Source organism: Novosphingobium sp. 11B, from assembly GCF_054589055.1.
The window spans coordinates 21941-41413 of record NZ_BAAILP010000146.1; the positions used below are offsets into that span (position 1 = coordinate 21941).

The 19473-nt window shown below is 65.1% G+C and carries 17 protein-coding genes; 11 read left to right on the top strand and 6 right to left on the bottom strand.

Annotated features, from left to right (window positions below; all coding sequences use genetic code 11):
- From ACYPYD_RS13415 to argJ, 3 genes are all read right to left on the bottom strand, one after another.
- On the bottom strand, positions 1-801 hold an 801-nt coding region (locus tag ACYPYD_RS13415; RefSeq protein ID WP_459663577.1), incomplete at its 3' end, for an inositol monophosphatase family protein.
- A complete protein-coding gene (locus ACYPYD_RS13420; protein ID WP_459663579.1) occupies positions 798-1436 on the bottom strand; it encodes a glutathione S-transferase family protein in 639 nt (212 codons plus the stop codon). The genes ACYPYD_RS13420 and ACYPYD_RS13415, both read right to left, overlap by 4 nt.
- 1 nt (position 1437) lies before the next feature.
- Positions 1438-2664, bottom strand: coding sequence for a bifunctional glutamate N-acetyltransferase/amino-acid acetyltransferase ArgJ (gene argJ, locus ACYPYD_RS13425; RefSeq protein ID WP_036522693.1), 1227 nt, complete (start codon positions 2662-2664; stop codon positions 1438-1440).
- Between the two features lie 502 nt (positions 2665-3166).
- Here argJ and ACYPYD_RS13430 point away from each other — a divergent pair.
- From ACYPYD_RS13430 to ACYPYD_RS13465, 8 genes are all read left to right on the top strand, one after another.
- The gene (locus ACYPYD_RS13430; protein WP_008830881.1) at positions 3167-3373 is read left to right on the top strand and encodes a cold-shock protein; all 207 of its coding nucleotides are present in this window, start codon (positions 3167-3169) and stop codon (positions 3371-3373) included.
- A gap of 83 nt (positions 3374-3456) precedes the next feature.
- Complete coding sequence (locus ACYPYD_RS13435; RefSeq protein WP_036522694.1) at positions 3457-3771, top strand: DUF6481 family protein; 315 nt, start codon at positions 3457-3459, stop codon at positions 3769-3771.
- A complete protein-coding gene (locus tag ACYPYD_RS13440; RefSeq protein WP_459663581.1) occupies positions 3768-4529 on the top strand; it encodes a spermine/spermidine synthase domain-containing protein in 762 nt (253 codons plus the stop codon). The genes ACYPYD_RS13435 and ACYPYD_RS13440 overlap by 4 nt, the downstream gene beginning before the upstream one ends.
- Before the next feature lie 59 nt (positions 4530-4588).
- Positions 4589-4903 carry a hypothetical protein gene (locus tag ACYPYD_RS13445; protein WP_459663583.1) on the top strand — a complete coding sequence of 105 codons (315 nt, stop codon included), beginning with the start codon at positions 4589-4591 and terminating at the stop codon, positions 4901-4903.
- 129 nt (positions 4904-5032) lie between these two features.
- A complete protein-coding gene (gene secA / locus ACYPYD_RS13450) occupies positions 5033-7783 on the top strand; it encodes a preprotein translocase subunit SecA (protein WP_459663585.1) in 2751 nt (916 codons plus the stop codon).
- 266 nt (positions 7784-8049) lie between these two features.
- The gene (locus ACYPYD_RS13455; protein ID WP_459663588.1) at positions 8050-10776 is read left to right on the top strand and encodes an autotransporter family protein; all 2727 of its coding nucleotides are present in this window, start codon (positions 8050-8052) and stop codon (positions 10774-10776) included.
- A gap of 387 nt (positions 10777-11163) precedes the next feature.
- On the top strand, positions 11164-11745 hold the full coding sequence (locus ACYPYD_RS13460; RefSeq protein ID WP_459663590.1) for a hypothetical protein: 582 nt from the start codon (positions 11164-11166) through the stop codon (positions 11743-11745).
- The gene (locus tag ACYPYD_RS13465) at positions 11742-13085 is read left to right on the top strand and encodes a PepSY-associated TM helix domain-containing protein (protein WP_459663592.1); all 1344 of its coding nucleotides are present in this window, start codon (positions 11742-11744) and stop codon (positions 13083-13085) included. The genes ACYPYD_RS13460 and ACYPYD_RS13465 overlap by 4 nt, the downstream gene beginning before the upstream one ends.
- Positions 13086-13089: 4 nt before the next feature.
- On the opposite strand, the gene ACYPYD_RS13470 is transcribed toward ACYPYD_RS13465, so the two are convergent.
- Together ACYPYD_RS13470 and ACYPYD_RS13475 are read right to left on the bottom strand one after the other, a co-directional pair.
- Entirely contained in the window at positions 13090-14208 is a 1119-nt protein-coding gene (locus ACYPYD_RS13470) for a GGDEF domain-containing protein (RefSeq protein WP_459663594.1), read from the bottom strand.
- A 90-nt stretch (positions 14209-14298) separates the two neighbouring features.
- Entirely contained in the window at positions 14299-15618 is a 1320-nt protein-coding gene (locus ACYPYD_RS13475; protein ID WP_008828159.1) for a M20/M25/M40 family metallo-hydrolase, read from the bottom strand.
- 101 nt (positions 15619-15719) lie between these two features.
- Here ACYPYD_RS13475 and ACYPYD_RS13480 point away from each other — a divergent pair, with 101 nt between their 5' ends.
- From ACYPYD_RS13480 to ACYPYD_RS13490, 3 genes are all read left to right on the top strand, one after another.
- Entirely contained in the window at positions 15720-16730 is a 1011-nt protein-coding gene (locus ACYPYD_RS13480) for a 2-hydroxyacid dehydrogenase (RefSeq protein ID WP_459663596.1), read from the top strand.
- Positions 16731-17658: 928 nt separating this feature from the next.
- A complete protein-coding gene (locus ACYPYD_RS13485) occupies positions 17659-18240 on the top strand; it encodes a hypothetical protein (protein ID WP_155986149.1) in 582 nt (193 codons plus the stop codon).
- Positions 18241-18301: 61 nt separating this feature from the next.
- Complete coding sequence (locus ACYPYD_RS13490; protein WP_155986150.1) at positions 18302-18763, top strand: hypothetical protein; 462 nt, start codon at positions 18302-18304, stop codon at positions 18761-18763.
- 585 nt (positions 18764-19348) lie between these two features.
- Here the strand turns inward: ACYPYD_RS13490 and ACYPYD_RS13495 are convergent.
- Positions 19349-19473 (bottom strand): SUMF1/EgtB/PvdO family nonheme iron enzyme (locus tag ACYPYD_RS13495; RefSeq protein ID WP_459663598.1); only part of this gene is annotated, 125 nt, incomplete at its 5' end.

Below are 19473 nucleotides of genomic sequence, written 5' to 3' on the forward strand. Positions count from 1 at the left end.
CCTTGCCACCACGTCCGCAAACGCATCCCACAGCGCCGGGCTCGACGCACCGATCAGGTCGCGGCGTTCGTACTCGTCCACGCGGTAGGCGCTGCCGTCCGGCCTTGCCGCCTTGCCGCCTGCCTCGTTGAGGAACAGGACGCCCGCCGCGTGGTCCCACGGCAGGGTGCGGTTGAACACCGAGATGTCATTGGCGCCATTCACGAGGCGGGGATATTGCTCGGCCGCGCAGCGCGGGATATCGACCAGGGTGTAGTGCGGGGCGATGTGCGTCAGCACTTTCTCGCGCGCGCCGTCATCGAGGAAGATCGTCGAGATCGCGGCGACCGGCGGCTCGGCCCCGGTGGTGCGCGCGGTGATCCGTTCCCCGTCGATCCAGGCGCCGCCGCCGAGGTCGGTGCGGCAGAAGCGGCCGGTCAGGCAGTCGAGGATCCAGCCGCCGATCGTCTCGCCCTTGTCCGCCAGCGCGACGAGGACGCCGAAGGGCGGCTTGCCGGCGGCGAAGTTGTTGGTGCCGTCGAGCGGATCGACGATCCAGCACAGGCGGTCCTTGAGACGCTCCATCACCGAGGCATCGGCGAAGACCGCTTCCTCGCCCACCACGTCGGCTTCGGGCAGCAGCATGGAGAGCCGCTCGGTCAGCAGCGCTTCGGCCTGCTTGTCGGCCACGGTGACGACGTCGTCCGGGGCCTTGGCGTCGATCTGGCTGGCGGCGAGCTTCTGGTAGTGCGGGAGGATCGCGTGCTCGCTCGCCTCGCGCATGATCGTCTCGACGGCGGCGTGGAGGGCGGGCGTCATCATGTCAGGGGGATCATCACCTGCGCGGCGAAGCCGGGGCGCTTGACGATGCGGGCGTACCAGTCGGCAATGGCGGGGAACTCCGGCTGCTCGATCCCGAAGGCGTCGAACTTCAGGTTGAACCAGGTGTAGGCGTAGACCCCCATGGGAATGTCGCCGATGCCGAACTGCGCGCCCGAGAGCCAGGGCTTCTCGGCGAGGTACGTGTCCATGATCGCCAACTGCTTCGCGCAGTCGGCGATGCCCTTGGCGATGGCGGCATGGTCCCACTGATCCGGCGACTGGCGCGCCGTGGCGAGGAACGGCGCGCGCTGCGCGTCGGCATAGGTGAACTGCCAGTCCATCCAGCGGTCGGCGAGGGCACGGTCGATGGGATCGGCGGCAAACCATGCAGCGCCGCCGTATTCGGCCGCCATGTAGCGCAGGATCGCGTTCGATTCCCACAGCACCACCTTGCCGTCCTCGATCGTGGGGATCAGGCGGTTGGGGTTCTTGGCGAGGTATTCATCGGTGAAGCCGAACTTTCCGCCGATGTCATGGCGCTGGTACTTGAGGCCCAGTTCCTCGGCGAACCAGGCCACCTTCTTGACGTTGTGCGAGTTCAGGCGGCCCCAGATCGTGAAGAACGGTGCAGTCATATCAGCTCCGGTAGTCCGCGTTGATCGAGATGTAGCCGTGCGTCAGGTCGCAGGTCCACACGGTTGCGGTGCCTTCGCCGAGGCCGAGATCGACCTCGATCGAGATGTCCTGACCCTTGAGATGCGCGGCGACGGGCGCCTCGTCGTAGTCTGCCAGCGGCAGGCCCTGCTGCGCGGCCCAGGTGCCGCCGAAGCCGATCGAGAGCTTGTCGCGGTCGGCTGGCTCGCCGGCCTTGCCGACGGCCATGACGACGCGGCCCCAGTTGGCGTCCTCGCCGGCGATGGCGGTCTTGACCAACGGGGAGTTGGCGATCGCCATGCCGACCTTGCGGGCACTCTCGTCCGACACCGCGCCCGATACGGAGACGGCGATGAACTTCTGCGCGCCTTCACCGTCACGCACGACGAGGTGGGCGAGCTGGCGGCAGACGTCATGGATCGCGGCGGCGAAGGCGTGGGCGCCGGGGCTGTCGAAGCCGGTGATCGGTGCATTGCCCGCCTTGCCGGTGGCGAAGGCGAGGACGGTGTCGCTGGTCGAGGTGTCCGAATCGACGGTGATGCACGAGAACGTGCGCAAGTTCGCGGCCGAGAGGCAGGCCTGCAGGAAGCCCGGCTCCACGGCGGCGTCGGTGAACAGGTAGCCCAGCATCGTCGCCATGTCGGGCGCGATCATGCCGGAGCCCTTGATGATGGCGCTGATCGTTACCTTGGTATCGCCGACCATGGCGGTGGCGGCGGCGCCCTTCGCGAAAGTGTCGGTGGTGGCGATGGTGTTCGCCGCGTCTTCCCAGCTGCAGGGCTCGGCGGTGAGGGCCTTTTCCACACCCTCGCGTGCCTTGTCCTTGGGCAGCGGCACGCCGATCACGCCGGTCGAGGAGACGAAGACCTGCTCCTTCGGACAGCCGATGTGCGCGGCGACCTGCTCCATGATCTGCTCCACCGCCTCGCGCCCGCGATAGCCGGTGAAGGCATTGGAATTGCCCGCATTCACCACCAGCGCGCGGGCGCGGCCGAGCTTCGCGTTCTCGCGGCCGAGATCGACCTCGGACGAGCAGCATACGTTCTTCGTGAAAACGCCCGCGACCGCGGTGCCTTCCTCCAGCGTGACGTACGTGAGGTCGCAGCGGCCCCAGTCCTTGTAGCCGGCGCGCACGACATGCGGCACGACCCCCGCGATCTCGGGCAGGGCGGGGAAGGGCGAAGCGAGCGGGGAGACGGGGTAGGACATGGCGGGTTGCCTAGCGCTTGGGTGTTGCAGGTCAAGGGCGGTTCGGCGGCCGCGCAAGGTGACGCAGGTTTACACGGTTGACACGGTCCAGAGGGAAAAGGTGTCACCTTGGCCCTGCAAGGTGACACATCCGGCCCTGAAAGTGTCACCTTGCGAGGTAAACCTGTCACCTTGCGAGGTAAACCTGTCACCTTGTACGCGCAATGTGTCACCTTGCGACGCCACGGCGCGGGAGGAGCAGGGGGGCGGGCGGGGAGGATCATCGCCCGCAAATTACCGTCGCCATATGCCTGTAGGAAACCGCGCTTTTCAGGGTATCAAGCAGTGCCCGCCGCGTGAACAGTGACAGGGCTCGCGAACGCTGCTATAGCGCCGCCGCTGATGTCGCCCTGGTCGAATGTTGGGCGTCTCAATCGCACTCCTTATTCTCAGTGGCCCCAGAGGCGCGGTTCGTGCCAAGCGGGTTCGAGGCCGTAGACGATACGGATAAGGGAATAAGTTCATGATCACCGGAACTGTGAAGTTCTTCAATGCCGACAAGGGCTATGGCTTCATCGCGCCCGAGGACGGCAGCGGCGATGCCTTCGTGCACATTTCGGCTGTGGAGCGCGCCGGTCTGCGTACGCTCGACCGCGACCAGCGCGTGTCGTACGAGCTGGAAACCGATCGCCGTGGCAAGACTTCCGCGGTGAACCTCCAGGTCGCCTGAACCTTGCGGCAGGCGGGTTCCGGCATCGTCGGCCCGCTTGCCTGCAGCACGGTACGCATGAAAAAGAGATCAAGTAGCAGGTAATGGCAGCATACAAGGAACCGGGCTTCGACGCCCGCCGTAACGCCGCAGCCGAAGCGCGTGCAAAGGCGCTCGCAAAGCTCAAGGCGAAGACCCCCATCGATCCCGCCGTTCAGGCCGAGCGTATCGCCAAGGCGCAGGCGCGCGAGCAGGCCCAGGCCGAAAAGCGCCAGGCCGCCAAGGAACGCCGCGAGCGCGAAGCCGAGGAAAAGGCCGCAGTTGCCGCTGCGAACGCGCCCAAGCCCGAACTGACCGAGGAAGAGCGCAAGGCCGCGCGAGATGCCCGCTACGCCGCGCGCAAAGCCCGCCGTAAGTGATCCCGGCCGAGGCCGCCGCGCCTGCGGACGACCATCCGGTCCGCGAATCCGCTCCAGGCCCCGGCCTCCAGCTTGAAGAGGGCGACGAACTGATCGACGTCGCCTATGTGCCGAACGGCGATCGCCTGCGCCTGGTGCGCAGCGAAGGCGAGTTCGTCATTCTCCTCGATCGCCACGAACTCATGAGCACCGACCTCTACGCGTCGGAAGAAGCGCTTGCCACGATGACATGCGATCGGCTTGGCCTGCGTCCCGATCCGCAGTGGCTGATCGGCGGCTATGGCATGGGCTTCACCTTGCGTGCGGCGTTGGCCGTTCTGGACGACGCCGCCGAAGTGACCGTGGCCGAGATCGTCCCGCAGATCATCGACTGGGCGCTCGGCCCGATGCGGGTCTACACCGGCGAATGCCTCGACGATCCGCGCGTCCAGCTGGTGCAGGACGATGTGGCGATCCTCATCGATTCGGCGCGCGGTGCCTACGATGCGGTGCTGCTCGACGTCGACAACGGCCCGGAAGGGCTGACGCGGCGCATCAACGACTGGCTCTATTCCCGCGAAGGACTGGACGCGGCGATGCGGGCACTGCGTCCCGGCGGCATGCTTGCGATCTGGTCTGCGACGCCCGATGCGGCGTTCGCCGCGTTGCTGGCGGAAGCGGGCTTCACGGTCGAGGTCGTGCCGGTCGAGGCGATGACCGGCGATACCGTCGGCGGCGATGATCTGGAGCACGTGATCCTGTTCGCCCGCAAGCCTTGAGCGCCTGCGTGTCGATAGTCGGGGCAAGCAGGCTCACGTGCGCTTTGCCGCAAACGCATGTGGACACATCCCGTCATCGACCCTATCTGACGTTCCCTATGGCCCATCGCCTGATCCTGACCCTGCTTGCCCTGCTTACCGGGCTCGCCGCACAAGTCGGCCCGGCCGAGGCCTGTGTGTCGCGGGTGTCGGCGGTGCAGGTCCTGGCCGCCCATGAGGTCGCCGCCAAGGCGCCGCGTGCGCCGGTCGCCCTTGCGCGGCTGCCCGAACCGGGACTGCGCAACACGCGGCTTCATGCGCCGCAGCAGCCGGTCGCCTTCGCGCCGGTCGCCGTGCCGGCGGTGTTCACCGGGATAGACCGCGCGCGCCAATAAGCGCGCCGCCCGGCAACTTTCGCATCCTCGCGAGCTTATTCACGCGCCCGGTCGTTCGGCCGCCTCCTTGTGAGCTTGGGCCGCGTACACCGACCATATGTAATTCACGAAAAACAGGGGTTCACCGCCATGCTCGGCGCACTCGTCAAGTCCATCTTCGGCTCGTCCAACGAGCGTTACGTCAAGTCGCTCGACAAGATCGTCGCCCAGATCAACGCCTTCGAGCCCGCCATGGAGGCCATGAGCGACGAGGAACTCGCCGCCCAGACCCCCAAGTTCCGCGAGATGCTGGCCAGCGGCTCCACGCTCGACGACATCCTGCCCGAAGCCTACGCCACGGTGCGCGAAGCCTCGAAGCGCGTGTACGGCATGCGCCACTTCGACGTGCAGATGATCGGCGGCATGGTGCTCCACCGCGGCGAGATCGCGGAAATGCGCACGGGTGAGGGCAAGACCCTCGTGGCGACCGCGCCGACCTACCTGAACGCGCTGGAAGGCAAGGGCGTCCACGTCGTCACCGTCAACGACTACCTCGCCCGCCGCGACGCCGAGCAGATGGAGAAGCTGCATGGCTTCCTCGGCCTGACCGTCGGCGTGATCGTGCCGAACCTCAACGAGTGGGAACGCCGCGAGGCCTACGGCGCCGACATCACGTACGGCACCAACAACGAATTCGGCTTCGACTACCTGCGCGACAACATGAAGCACGAGCGCAGCCAGATGGTGCAGCGCCCCTTCAACTTTGCGATCGTCGACGAAGTCGACTCGATCCTGATCGACGAGGCGCGCACCCCGCTGATCATTTCCGGCCCGACCGACGACAAGAGCGAACTTTACGTCCAGGTCGACGCGATCGTGAAGCAGCTGCTGCCCGAGGACTACGAGGCGGACGAGAAGACCAAGAACATCTCGCTGACCGAGGACGGCGTCGAGAAGGCCGAGCGCATGCTCGAGGCCGCCGGGCTGCTCGAAGGCTCGAACCTCTACGATGTCGAGAACACGCAGGTCGTCCACCATCTCGACCAGGCCCTCAAGGCCGTGATGATGTTCAAGCGCGACACCGACTACATCGTCAAGGACGAGAAGGTCGTCATCATCGACGAGTTCACCGGCCGCATGATGGACGGCCGCCGCTGGTCGAATGGCCTGCATCAGGCGGTCGAGGCCAAGGAAGGCGTCAAGATCGAGCCGGAGAACCAGACGCTCGCCTCGATCACCTTCCAGAACTACTTCCGCATGTATCCCAAGCTCTCGGGCATGACCGGCACCGCCGCGACCGAGGCGCCGGAATTCTACGACATCTACAAGATGAACGTCGTCACCATTCCGACCAACGTGCCGGTGCAGCGCGTGGACGAGGAGGACGAGTTCTACAAGAACACGCTCGACAAGTTCGCCGCCATCGCCAAGCTGATCCGCGAGAAGTACGAGACCGGCCAGCCGGTCCTCGTCGGCACCGTGTCGATCGAGAAGTCGGAACTGCTGTCGGACTTCCTAAACAAGGAAGGCGTGAAGCACTCGGTCCTGAACGCGCGTTTCCACGAGATGGAAGCGCACATCGTCGCGCAGGCGGGGTCGCTGGGCGCGGTCACCATCGCCACCAACATGGCGGGTCGCGGCACCGACATTCAGCTCGGCGGCAACGTCGAGTTCCGCGTCGAGGACGAACTGCGCGACATGCCCGAGGGGCCTGAGCGCGACGCCGCGATCGCCAGGATCAAGGCCGAAGTCGGCGAGCAGAAGCGCCTCGTCCTCGCGGCTGGCGGCCTGTGCGTCATCGGCACCGAGCGCCACGAAAGCCGCCGCATCGACAACCAGCTGCGCGGCCGTTCGGGCCGTCAGGGTGATCCGGGCCTGTCGAAGTTCTACCTCTGCCTCGAAGACGACCTGCTGCGCATCTTCGGCCCCGACACGCTGTTCTCCAAGATGATGAACAGCAATCTGGCCGACGGCGAGGCGATCGGTTCCAAGTGGCTGTCGAAGGCCATCGAAACCGCGCAGAAGAAGGTCGAGGCCCGCAACTACGAAGTGCGCAAGCAGGTCGTCGAATACGACGACGTGATGAACGACCAGCGCAAGGTGATCTACGAGCAGCGCTCCGACATCATGGATGCCGAAGCGGTGGACGATGTCGTGGTGGACATGCGCCATGACACCATCAACTCGCTCGTCGCCGATGCCTGCCCGGCCGGTTCCTACCCCGAGCACTGGAACATCGCGGTCCTCAAGGAGAAGGTGCAGGACATCCTCGCCATCGACGCCCCGATCGAGGCGTGGATCGAGGAGGACGGCCTCGAACCCGAGGACATCGAGCAGCGCATCACCGAGCTGGCCGATGCCCACATGGCCGCGAAGATGAGCCAGGACGACCCGGCAATCTGGCGCCAGGTCGAGAAGTCGATCCTGCTCGACCGGCTCGACCACTACTGGAAGGAGCACCTCGCCACGCTCGACGCGCTGCGCCAGGTGGTGTTCCTGCGCGCCTATGCCCAGAAGCAGCCGATCAACGAGTACAAGCAGGAAGCCTTCGGCCTGTTCGAGCGCATGCTCGACGGCATCCGCGAAGACGTGACGCGGATCATCTCGGTCAGCGAACTGCGCATGCCCGAGCAGACGCAGCTGCCTGAATTGCCGGACTTCCTGACCGGCCACATCGATCCGTTCACCGGTCTCGACAATTCGGCGGACGGCGATGGTTCGGCGCAGATGGCGCAACTGTTCGGCAACCTCGCGGGCAGCCCCGAGGGTGTCGTGCAAGGTGCTCCGGCAGGTGCAAGCGGCGAGGGCAACCCCTGGGCCGATCTCCAGATTAGCCGCAATGCGCCGTGCCCTTGCGGTTCCGGCAACAAGTACAAGCACTGCCACGGCGTGCTGGCCTGATCGCACCGCATATGTTCGAAAAGGCGTCGCCGTACCCCGGCGACGCCTTTTTCGTATGTCTTCCAGAAACTTGGAATTTCGAGTGTATCTAAGTATACACTAGTAAAAGTCTCTCTGTTAACAAGATAACCGACCTTGTAATTTTCCTGACAGGGTTGATTACTATTCGCCCGTCTTTGCGTGAGTTAGTCCCTGCGCTCGAGGCATCTTTGCTTCGTCATGAGGGGGACATCATGTTTGGTAGTGCGACACCCAACACGCTTGCCGTGAACGCGGCCCCGTGCCTGATCAACGCGCGCCTGATCAACGCGCGGGGGGCGGTCAGCGCCATGGCGCTTGCGGCTTCTCTGGCTCTGGCGGCGCCGGTCCTGGGGCAAACCGTCGTCAATCCGGGGTTCGAAAGCGGCGACACCACCGGCTGGGTGCTCACCGGGGGCACCTGGACCAGCACGGCGCAATGGCCGCCTGCGGACTCGACCTGGGCAGGGGCGCCCAATTCCTACACCATCACCAATGCGGGCGACCTCGATCCGTTCACCGGTACGCCGACCGTGTTCGCGGGCAACCACGCGATCCGGCTCAACGACATGAGCCCCAACTATGGCGTCACCGCGCTCTCTCAGTCGGTCGCCAATTACACCGGCAACAAGCTCTACTACGCCTGGAATGCGATACTGGAGCCGTCGCACGGAGCGACCGACAGTCCCTCGTTCATCATCAAGGTGGTGGACAAGACGACCGGCAAGGTCATCAACAACATCGCCTACAGCGCCTATACCGCGCAGAACACGACGATCTTCCGCCAGGCCGGGCGTTACGTGACGAGCGACTGGAAGGTCGAGGACATCGACATGGTCGCGAGCCATGACTACGATCTGCTTTTCGTAGCGCTCGACTGCCCATACGGCGCGCACTCGGGCTATGTCTATGTCGACGGCTTCGGCAACGCCATTCCCAGCGCCAACGCGAACGTCGACTTCGACCCCGCGACCGACCTTACGCGCGGCTCCGACGTGCTGATCCCGATCGGCGGCGACATTCCAGACATCGATCTCGCCAAGGCGTTCTACACGACGCAGGAAGTGAACGATGGCGACGTCAATCCGAACTTCGTCGGCGGCACCCTGCAGTTCGCCTCGGGCGGTGACGTGGCCACTGCATTCACCGTCCAGAGCCAGGGCGGCACGATCGACAGCAACGGCTTCGATGTCGGGCTGACCGGTGGCCTGACCGGCGTTGGCGGCATGACCAAGACCGGCGCGGGCGCCCTGACGTTGTCGAGCGCGATCAGCACGCTCAACGAAGGCTTCGTGGTCGATGGCGGTGCGCTGCTGGTCAATTCGGCGCTCTCGGCCGCGAGTGTCACCGTCAACGACGGCGCGCGGCTGGGCGGCAGCGGCACGATCGTGGCTGACGTCACGGTCAATTCCGGCGGCACGCTCGCCCCGGGCAACAGCCCCGGCACGCTGGTCGTCGCGGCGGGTGACGTGACCCTTGCCGACGACGCGACCTTCGAAGTCGAGATCGACGGCCGCACCTACAACGCGGCGGGCGGCGCGGGCACTTACGATCGCCTGGCCTTGACCACCGGCGCGACGTTCCAGCCCAACGGCATCCTTGCGCCGACCTTGCGCGGGATCACTGGCGGCAACAATACCTTCACTCCGGTGGTGGGCGATACCTTCGTGATCGTCGATGGCGGCGCGGTCGGCTCGGGGGCGTTCGATTCGGTGGTGCAGCCGAGTTCGGGACTTGCGGCCAACACGCGCTTCGACGTGATCTATCGCTCGACGCAGGTGCTCGCGGCGGTGACCCCGACCAGCTTCGCCACGTTCGGCGCGGGCGCGGGATGGAAGCGCAACGCGGTATGGGCAGCGGCCGGGCTCGACGGCGTCCGTCCGGCGGCCGGCGCGCGCAGCGGAACCTACTATCCGCTGTTCAGCGGCCTCTACGGCTACGACGCAGGGGAACTGGGCTATGCCTTCTCGCAGATCAGTGGCGAGATCCATGCCGACACGCTGCAGATGGCGCTGAGTTCTGCGCGCGACATCAGCCAGACCGCGCTGAGCGCCGCGCAGGAACCCTGGGGCTGCTCGCCTGCGGTGCAGACGCCCGGCCAGTTCACCAACCCGGCGCCGCAAGGCACCGACGATGGCTGCGGCGTGGAATCGACCCGCAAGGGTGCGACCGCATGGGGTCGCTACATCGGCCAGTCCACCGAAGTGGGCGAGGACGGCATCGCCTATGGCTATGACCGCAAGGCGCACGGCGTGATCGCAGGCATCAACGCGGTGAACATCGACGGCACCCGGATCGGTATCGGCGGCAGCTATACAGACGGCGACATGTACAGCGATGTCGGCAGCTCGGCGGCCATCAAGACCTGGTCCGCCTTCGGTTACGGCGCGCATCGTTTCGGTGCACTCTCGCTGGGCCTCGTGGTGGGCTACAACGAGGCGAGCCTCGATACGATCCGCAACGTCGGCCTGATGACCGGCAATCAGCGCGCCACCGACAGCTACAAGATCAAGACGCTGACGGCCGCACTGGAAGCCAAGGTAGACCTCAAGCTCGGCGATCGTTCGGTGATCCGGCCCGTCGCCGGGATCGAGATCGCGCGCAGCAAGGCCGGTTCGGTGGCCGAAACGGGCTCCACCGTCATCGGCCTGACCATGCCGAGCGAGAAGTGGACCAGCGCACGGACCAAGCTGGGCGCGGAACTGGCGATCGGCGTCGGCAATCCGGTCGAGGCCGGGCTGTTCGGCAACTGGCGCCACGAACTCAAGGACGCGACGGCCGTGCGCACCGCCGAACTGGGCGCGGCCGACTGGCTGGTGTCGAGCGTCGATGCCGACAAGGACTCGTTCGAGGCGGGCGGCCAACTGGGGCTCAAGCTGACCAACGGCATCAAGATGCGCGTCGAGTACGCGATCGTGCGGCAGGGTGATTACCACACCGACCGCGCGACAGCAGGCGTTTCGATCAAGTTCTGATTGGCGGAGGGGAGGGGCGCGGTGAAGGCCGCGTCCTTCTTTCTAGTTCTCGATTCTACAGCGTGATCGCCGTCACCTGTATCATTGTCATTCCCGAGAAGGCGGGAGCCCATCTCCTTCCTGACGGTGCCGGTTGCACCGGCGTCAGATGGATCCCCGCCTTCGCGGGGATGACGGATGATGTTTTCAGACAAACACTCACCCTCGGTCCACTCCAAGCCCATCGCAGCCCCATCTTTGTAAACGAAGCAATGGTGGTCTCCGGAGCGGGTCCAGAGCAAACCAGCCCTTACCTTGCTATTGAAAATTGATCGCATTAGTTGACCGTTGAGAGAGGCAAGGGAAACTGATGCGCGCATTTCGATTCTTCGGCCCGAGCAGCAAGCAGTGACGTCCGGCGACATGCTTCTGGCGCTTGCCTCCGCGGCGGGCATTGCCGGTGTCGCGGGCTTGCGCCTTGCGTGGCGGCAAGCCCGGCGTTCGATGCCTTTGAATGCCCTCGGCTGGGCGCTTCTGCTCGTTTCCTCAGTGGTCGGCTGGATGGGCTCCGGGGCGTGGGGCACCTCCATTGCCGCGCTCTGGACAATGGGCGCGGCCTTCGTATTGCTGGCCCATGCGGCGCTCGTCTCGGAGCCTGCGAAGGTTGCCGCTTCCAACCGCCGCGCCGGAATGCTGCCCGAGAGCGGTGAACCATTGCGCCTCGGCGGGCGCGTGCTGACGTTCGTGCTGGTCGGCATCGTCTCGGCATTGCCCTCGGTGGGCGCGGCGCTGGCGATTGCGGCGCTGGGGCGGATGCTGGGATGGAGCCTTGCCAATGCTCTGGCGCTGGCGTTCTTCGCCATGCCGGTGGCGTGGATGCTGATCGCCTATGCCGTACTCATGCAGCCTACCCGGCGCGGGCAGGTTAAGGTCCTGGCCATTTCGACTCTGCCGGCATGGCCTGCTCTGGCCGCAGGACTGCTTTCATGACCACTGCTCCGGACCCTTCGACCGTCAAGCGCGCGCTGTCGGCCCACGCCGCGATCGGGCTGATCGCTGGCGCCTTGCTCTACATCGTCAGCCTGACGGGGACGATCGCGGTGTTCTACGCAGAACTCCAGCGCGCCGAGCAGGACAAGGCGCCCGAGATGGCCACCATCGCGCCCGTCGCCGTCCAGCGCGGCGTGGAAGCGGCGCTGAAGGCCGAGCAGGGCGGGCCGGTCACCACGCACCTTTACGTCCACATGCCGGTCGAGGAACTGCCGCGCACGACCATCACCACCGACACCCGCGCCACCCATGTCGCGGCGGATGGCCGGCTCGCCAATGCCGAGGAGATCGGCTGGTCGGACTTCCTGGTGGAGCTTCACTACACGCTGAACCTGCCGGCGCTCGTGGGCATGTCGATCGTCGGCATCCTCGGGGTGATGATGCTGGCGCTGTCGCTCACCGGCGTCATCGCGCATCCGCGTATCTTCCGCGATGCCTTCCTGCTGCGCGCGCGCAACCAGACCGGGCTCGGGTTGGCGGACTGGCACAACCGGATGAGCGTATGGTCGCTGCCCTTCACGGTGGCCGTGGCGCTGACCGGCGCGGTGATCGGGCTCGGGTCGATCACGGCTTACGCCATCGCCTCGCTCGACCATGGCGGCAACGTCGAGGCCGTCTACGAGCCGCTGTTCGGCGAGGAGGGCAAGCCCGACAAGCGCGTTGCCCCCGCACCGAACGTCGCGGCAGCGCTCGATTACATGGCGCGGCATTATCCGCAGGTGACGATCACTTACGTGACGCTCCACGATCCGCTGACGCGCGGGCAGGAGATTCAGGTCTCCGCGCTCCACGCAAGGCGCCTGATCTTCGGTGAGAGTTACCGTTTCGATGCGGGCGGACGCTTCCTCGGCGTTGCGGGCCTCGCGGACGGCGAACTGGGGCAGCAGGCGGCGGCCTCCAACTACCGGCTGCACTTCGGGAATTTCGGCGGATTGCCGGTCAAGCTGGCTTACGTTCTGTTCGGCACGGCGCTGACGGCGATCTGCGCGACCGGAACCTACATCTGGCTTGGCAAGCGGCGGCGGCGCGGCCACGACGAACCGCGTCTGCTCAAGGCATGGGACGCGGTGGTATGGGGAAGCCCCATGGCGCTTGCCCTGACGTTGGTGGCGCGTTTCGTCATCGGCAACGCAGCACCGTTCGCGGCGATCTTCTGGATCGGGTCGGCGCTGGTGCTGGCGGCCGCCTTCGCGCCTTTCGCGCCGCCGCGTTTCCGCCGTGCGCTCCAGATCGGGCTGGTCGCGTCGTGCGTGGGAGCAGGGGGACTGGCTCTGGCCTGAGCCGTCAGATGACCGGCACGAAGGGCGCGCGCGCCGCCTTGGCCTGATAGAGCGCGGCGTCGGCCCGCTTCACCGCTTCGCCCAGCGTCGCGTCCTCGGCAGCGACATGCGCGATGCCGATGCTGACGCCCCAGCCCGATCCGGCGCCATGGTCGGCAAGGTAGGTCTTCAGCGTCCGCGCGAAGGCTTGTGCATCCTGCGAGGGCGGCAGCAGCACGAGGAACTCGTCGCCGCCATGGCGGATCACCTGCCCGGACGACTTCGCCGCCAGTTGGCGCGATTCCTGCCCGATGGTCGCCAGCACCTCGTCTCCGGCGGCATGGCCGAAACGGTCGTTGATCGACTTGAAGTGATCGACGTCGAGGGCAATCACTCCGGCCCCCGCGACGAGGAAGCGGGGCGCGACATGTTCCAGCCCGGCCCGGTTCCACGTGCCCGTCAGCATGTCACGCAAGGCAGCGTTGCGCAGGCGGCTCTGCACCAGTTCCACCGGGATCGCCAGCAGGCCGAGGTTGAGCACGCCGAGCAGGATCTGGTCGGACAGCATGGCCAGCAGCGCGACCCACTCGTCTCCGGGCATCGCCCAGATCGTCGCGACGATCGACAGCATGTAGCCCGGCAGGTAGGCCAGCATCGACAGTCCCGCCATGCGCCGCCCGGACGATTGCGCCGCGTTGCCGGTGAAGGCCAGGATGTACCCGGAAAGCCCCATCGAGATCGACAGGCCCAGCGCATCGCCTATCGTCTGCCAGATGCCGTAGGGCTGAACGAGCCCAGCGGCGCCCAGCACAAGCGGCAGGCCATGGCCCAGGGCCGCGCTGGCTATGGGAATTATCATCCAGCGTACGAAGGCGCTGTGTCCTTCCAGCAGGCGAGCCCCGGTCACCGGCAGCACGTTGGTCATTCCGAGCACTGCATAAAGCAGGGTGACGATGACAGGCGTGCGCAGCGGCGCGAACGAAAAGGCGAGGATCGCGCCGCTGTAGAGCAGCGAGGACATGCCCCAGCACAGGAAGTGCCGCTCGCTGCGGGCGCGCAAGAACAGCACCGTGAAGACGATGCCGAACGCCATCGAGGCGAGGATGCTGCACAGGCGCAGCGTATCGACGTCCGGAAAGCTCATTTGCGGCCCCTTATGGCCGGGGCCGTCTGGCAGCAAATGGTTAATTTACGATGGCGCGGATCAGGGCATGCACCATGACGGAAAAGGCTGTCAGCGCCCGGCAGGCTCACGGCTCAAGCGGGTCATGAGCAGGGCGGCGCGCTTGATCTGGCGTGGGAAGCTGGAAAGGTCGACGCGCTCCTCGGGTGTATGATCGCCGCTGCTCGACGGGCCGAGCCCTGCCAGTCCATCGACGTACTGTGCGACGAAGCTGATGTCGCCCGCACCGCGCTTCAGCGGGTCGAGCGCGGGCATGGCCTTCAAACCGAGGTCGGTGTTGATCGTGTTGAGCCGGTCGAGCAGCGCCTGGTTGCCGGGCGTGGGCGCCATCGGCGGATAGCCGTCCTTGAAACGGATGGCCGCGTCGGTACGCGGCAGGTGACGGGCGACGATGGCCTGCATCCTGGCCTTGACCCGCTCGACCTGCTCGGGCGTCAGAGCGCGGTAGTCGCCCTTGGCGATCGCGACGGGCGGGATGATGTTGGTCTTGCCGGTGGCGGTGACTTGCGCCTCGTCTCCGCTGAGCGCTGCCGTGGCGCCGCCGCCGACGAGGCCGATGTTGAAGGTCAGGTTGGGCTCGGGCAATTCCTCGCGGAAGGCGGTGATGATGCGCGCGAGTTCGAAGACGGCGCCGTCGCCTACCTCCGGCGAGAAGATGCCGCTGGAATGCGCGGTGATCCCGCTGGCGGTGATCGTGTAATCCCCCGCCGAGCGCCGCGCGACCGAGCCGTAGTCCTGTCCGTCGACGATCACCAGCCCCTCGAAATCGAGCGCGACGTCGGCCCGCTTGCCCGCCGCGACCAGGTCGGCGCGGGCCAGGCTGACGGGCTCGCCCGCAGCCTCCTCGTCGCCGGTGAGGACGACCTCGATGTTGGCGCCCGCCAGCGTGCCCGCCGCCTTCATCGCCTTGAGCGCGGCGAGCATCACCACGACGCCGCCCTTGTCGTCCGCCGCGCCGGGGCCGTGCAGCATGGTGCCCTCGCGCCGGGCGGTCTGGAAGGGGGAGCCTGGCTCGAACACGGTATCGAGATGGCCGATCAGCAGCATCCGGGTCGTCCCGCGCTTGCCCTTGTGCGTGGCGATGAGGTGCCCGGCGCGGCCCACCGCATCCATCGGCACCCAGCGCGTCTCGAAGCCCAGCGCCGCGAATTCGGGCGCGACCATGGCGTTCACCTTGCGCACGCCGTCAAGATTACGGGTGCCGCTGTTCTGCGCGACGAGCTTTTCGAGCAGGGCGATATCGCTTTCCGTGCCCGCATCGGCGGTGCTCACGATCTGGCGTTCGGCAGGCGATAGCGCTGCGAGGGCCGGCGCCGCGCCGAAGGTCAGGGGAAGCAGGGCGGAGAGGGCGGCGATGCGGATGCGAGACATGGCCCTACGATAGCCCCGATGCGGTCCGGCGCAAGGCCGCGGTGGACAGGACCTGCCGGGGCGGGCATCGTCGCGCCGGTCCATTCGAACGAGGTCGAACGATGCGCATCGCCGTCTATGGCACCCGTAGCTACGACCGCACGTTTCTGTCAGCTGCCAATGCGGATCATGATTTCGACCTGCAGTTCCTCGACGCTCCCCTGACGCTCTCGACCGCCCGGCTCGCCGAAGGGCACGAGGCGGTCTGCGTCTTCGTCAACGACAAGGCCGACCGGGCCGTGCTCGAAGCGCTCGCGAGTGCAGGCGTGCGGCTGCTGGCGCTGCGGTGCGCGGGGTACAACAACGTCGATCTTGCCGCCGCCGACCGGCTCGGGATCGCGGTGGTGCGGGTGCCCGCCTATTCGCCCCATGCTGTGGCGGAATTCACCGTCGGGCTGCTGCTCTCGCTTGACCGCAAGATCCACCGCGCGTGGTCGCGGGTGCGGGAGAACAACTTCGCGCTGGACGGGCTTGTCGGCCGCAATCTACATGGCCGGGTGGCGGGCGTCGTCGGCACCGGCCAGATCGGTGCTCTCGTCGCCCGCACGCTGCGCGCCGGGTTCGGCTGCGACGTGCTGGCGAGCGATCCGGTGGTCGATGAGGGGCTGGTCGAAATCGGCGTGCGCTACGTCGAGCGAGAGGCCTTGCTCTGCGAATCGGAAATCGTCACGCTGCACTGTCCCCTGACGCCGGATACGTATCACCTGATCGATGCCGCCGTCCTCGCGGCGGCGCGGCCGGGTCTTGTCGTGGTCAACACCAGTCGCGGCGCCCTGATCGACACCGCCGCGCTGATCGAGGCGCTCAAGCAGCGCCGCGTCGGCGGCGTCGCCCTCGATGTCTACGAGCAGGAGGCGGGGGTCTTCTTCGACGACCTGTCCAGCGAGATCATCGACGACGACCTGCTGCAGCGGCTTCTGACGTTCCCCAACGTGCTGATGACCGGGCACCAGGCATTCCTCACCGAGGAAGCACTGGACGCGATCGCGCGGACCACACTGCAGAGCGTAAGCGACTTCGCAGCCGGCCGCGCGCTGCCGAACCGGATTCGATCGGAGACGGTAAGAAGCTGATCTTTGGAAGTATTATCCGCTGTCGCGCGCCCGCTTGGGGTCGGGCGGTCATCATCCTGTGATCATGATCTGGAGCGGAAGAAGTTGGCTCCCATTTCAGTATACGTCTAAAAAAATTCAATATTCGTATCCGATGAAGCAAGAAAAACCATATCACGATATCGCGCTATGGCAAGAAATTCATTGCTAAAGGTGGCGGTCCAGTCTTGCGAATTTGCGAAGGATGCGCCTTTGTCATTGCCACGAGAACCCACGCATGGGGTTCGCAAGCGTGATCGCGATCGTAAGGAACGTATCAAATCAGCAGGAAGTCCTAAAGAATCCTTGAGAGAACGTGCCGTGGCTTTCGTGCGCGAGCGGGGCGAAGTGAGAACCAAGGACCTCACAGGCATTGGTATCCCTCGCTGTTATCTCTCCCGCATGTGTCACGAAGGGCTGCTCCAGAAGACCGGATACGGCCGTTATCGGATTGCAGGCTGATTCTCCATCGACAGAAAAACGGCAGCTTAGAATCCCTGTCGGAAACTGTGGCGCCTCCGCTGCTGATGGGCCAGGGATCGCACCTCGCTTGTTGACCCTATCCACATGTTCAATGAGCAGGTTGCAAGCCTGTATGCTTGCAACCGTGGCCTTCCGATCGGGCTGGCAGTTCAGAACCCCGCAGGGCCTGTGGCACATCCAGCCATCTGTTGGACCACGATCATGATGCAGCAAGGCGCTTCGCGACGTAAGGGGGTAGGGCACTGAAGTGCCGATTGTGCCGACGCTTGCCCTTTGGGCCGGATTCTGCGCTCCTGGCTACAGATCCTGTGCCGCCGGTTGGGTTAGCTGATTTCTTCCAAACTGCGTCATATTCTGGGGCCGATGTCATATGGGCGTATAGATTGTCCCCAATTCTGAGCGACGACCGAAACGCTCGGGGCGCAGCATGATTCCTTTTGATGGTCAGAGTCGCGGCGAACGCGGGCGCATGGCTTTGCTCCGTCATATCGAGCGAACCGGATGCACCATCGCCGGCGATCCGGTCTGGACTGATGACGAGATCGCCCGTTTGTGCGCTGCCTTTCCCGACAGGAAAGCTGCCTGCGTGGCTCTGCCGCGCAGAACCCTTGCAGCTGTTATGCACAAGGCGCGGCAATTGGGGCTCGTACCTTCTCGCCGGATATGGACCAGCGATGAGGCTATTCGCCTGCGGAAGCCCTATGTGGCAGGCATTCCCATGTCGGAATTACTCGAGATGTTTCCAGGCAAGACCCGCTCGCAAATATGGAGGAAGGCCCGCGATAAGGGATATCGTCGCCCCCGGCGTGCGCCCACGCCAACTGGAATGCCGCTTGTCGACAGCATTCGCAAACGCGCGTTCGAATGCCGCCTTTCGATGACGGACCTCGACGCCTTTGTTGGCAGGCGGCGATATTTCGTATCGCCCAGCTACATGGATTGGCGTGCTCTCCAGCGGGCGATGATCCTTCTGGGCGGGCGACCCACGATATTCTGGGCCCATGCCTAGCTCCGGAAGCGATCAGGCAAAGGGCATATCTGAGCCGTTTTGGTCTGAGGTGGAGGACCAGGTGCTGCGGGAAATCTACCCAGACTATCGCGCATTGCGGCGCCTGCTGCCTGGTCGGACCGTTGCAGCTATCAAGCATCGTGTGCGGAGAATCGGGATCGTGGTCCGGCGCCATGTCTGGACCAACAAGGAAGTGCTACGCCTTCATGCTGCTTATCGTGACAGCGTGTCCGACAATGAACTCATCAAGCTCTTCCCCGGACTGCGCTTGTGTCAAATCAAGAGCAAGGCATCCCATATCGGCGCCGTCCGAAGACAACCGAGTTTGGTGACGTTCGAAGACCCCACGCTCGATGCGATCCGTCGCCGGTCAAAAGAGATGCAAATCTCCTTTGTTGAACTGGACAAGCGGGCAGGGACGGGGCGTTTCTTCCAGAAATCATGCCGTCGCCCTTCGCTGAAGCATATCGCTCATGCGGCACGCATCCTGGAGGCGCAGGTCGGGATCGAGTGGCTTGATTGATGCCGATTGATCGTGTCGCCTGCCAGTTCCGTCATCGACGCTGCCAAGGTGACCGCGGCGTATTTTACCGATCGCCATTGTACAAATCATCGCGTGTCCAGGCGCTGGTACGGATGATCGTCTGGCGCTCAAGGCGTGCAAGCAGGGCCGCGCGTGCGGCGAGCGCAAGCCTACCAGACGGTGCGACTGGACCGATTTGCGCGATTGCTCGCCCATGGATGGTGACAAGATAGCTGTGCCCGTCAGCCACGTCTTGGAAGATGGTGGGCAGTTTGGACTTTGCGTCTGTCGCCGATATCGTCTTCCTCATCGGATGCTAGATCAACGTTCGGGGCAATCCATAATTGTTTGGTGCTTATAAGCGATTTGCGAGAATGGGAAAATCGCCCACTCGTATAATATGAGGCTGATCCACCACCCATTGTCGGGCGTTCGGCAATTGGGACATTCCGGTCAGTCGCCTTCGGAGAGGCGGCCATTGGAAAGCCGACATTCAGTCCGCTTGGGGCGCTCTCGGTCTCTGCTCTGACTAAAGGCATTGATGTCGCGCACCTGCGTGACTGAAACGAAATGCCAGCAAACGATTCAACGTCGAACGCAGCGGAAGCCGATGTGCGAGGTGGAAGTGTCGATCATCTCGGGATGGCGCGCGGCGGGGCGGTAGCGCTGGCAATAGTTCGCCGCGCACAAGTGAGAACCGCCCTTGAGCA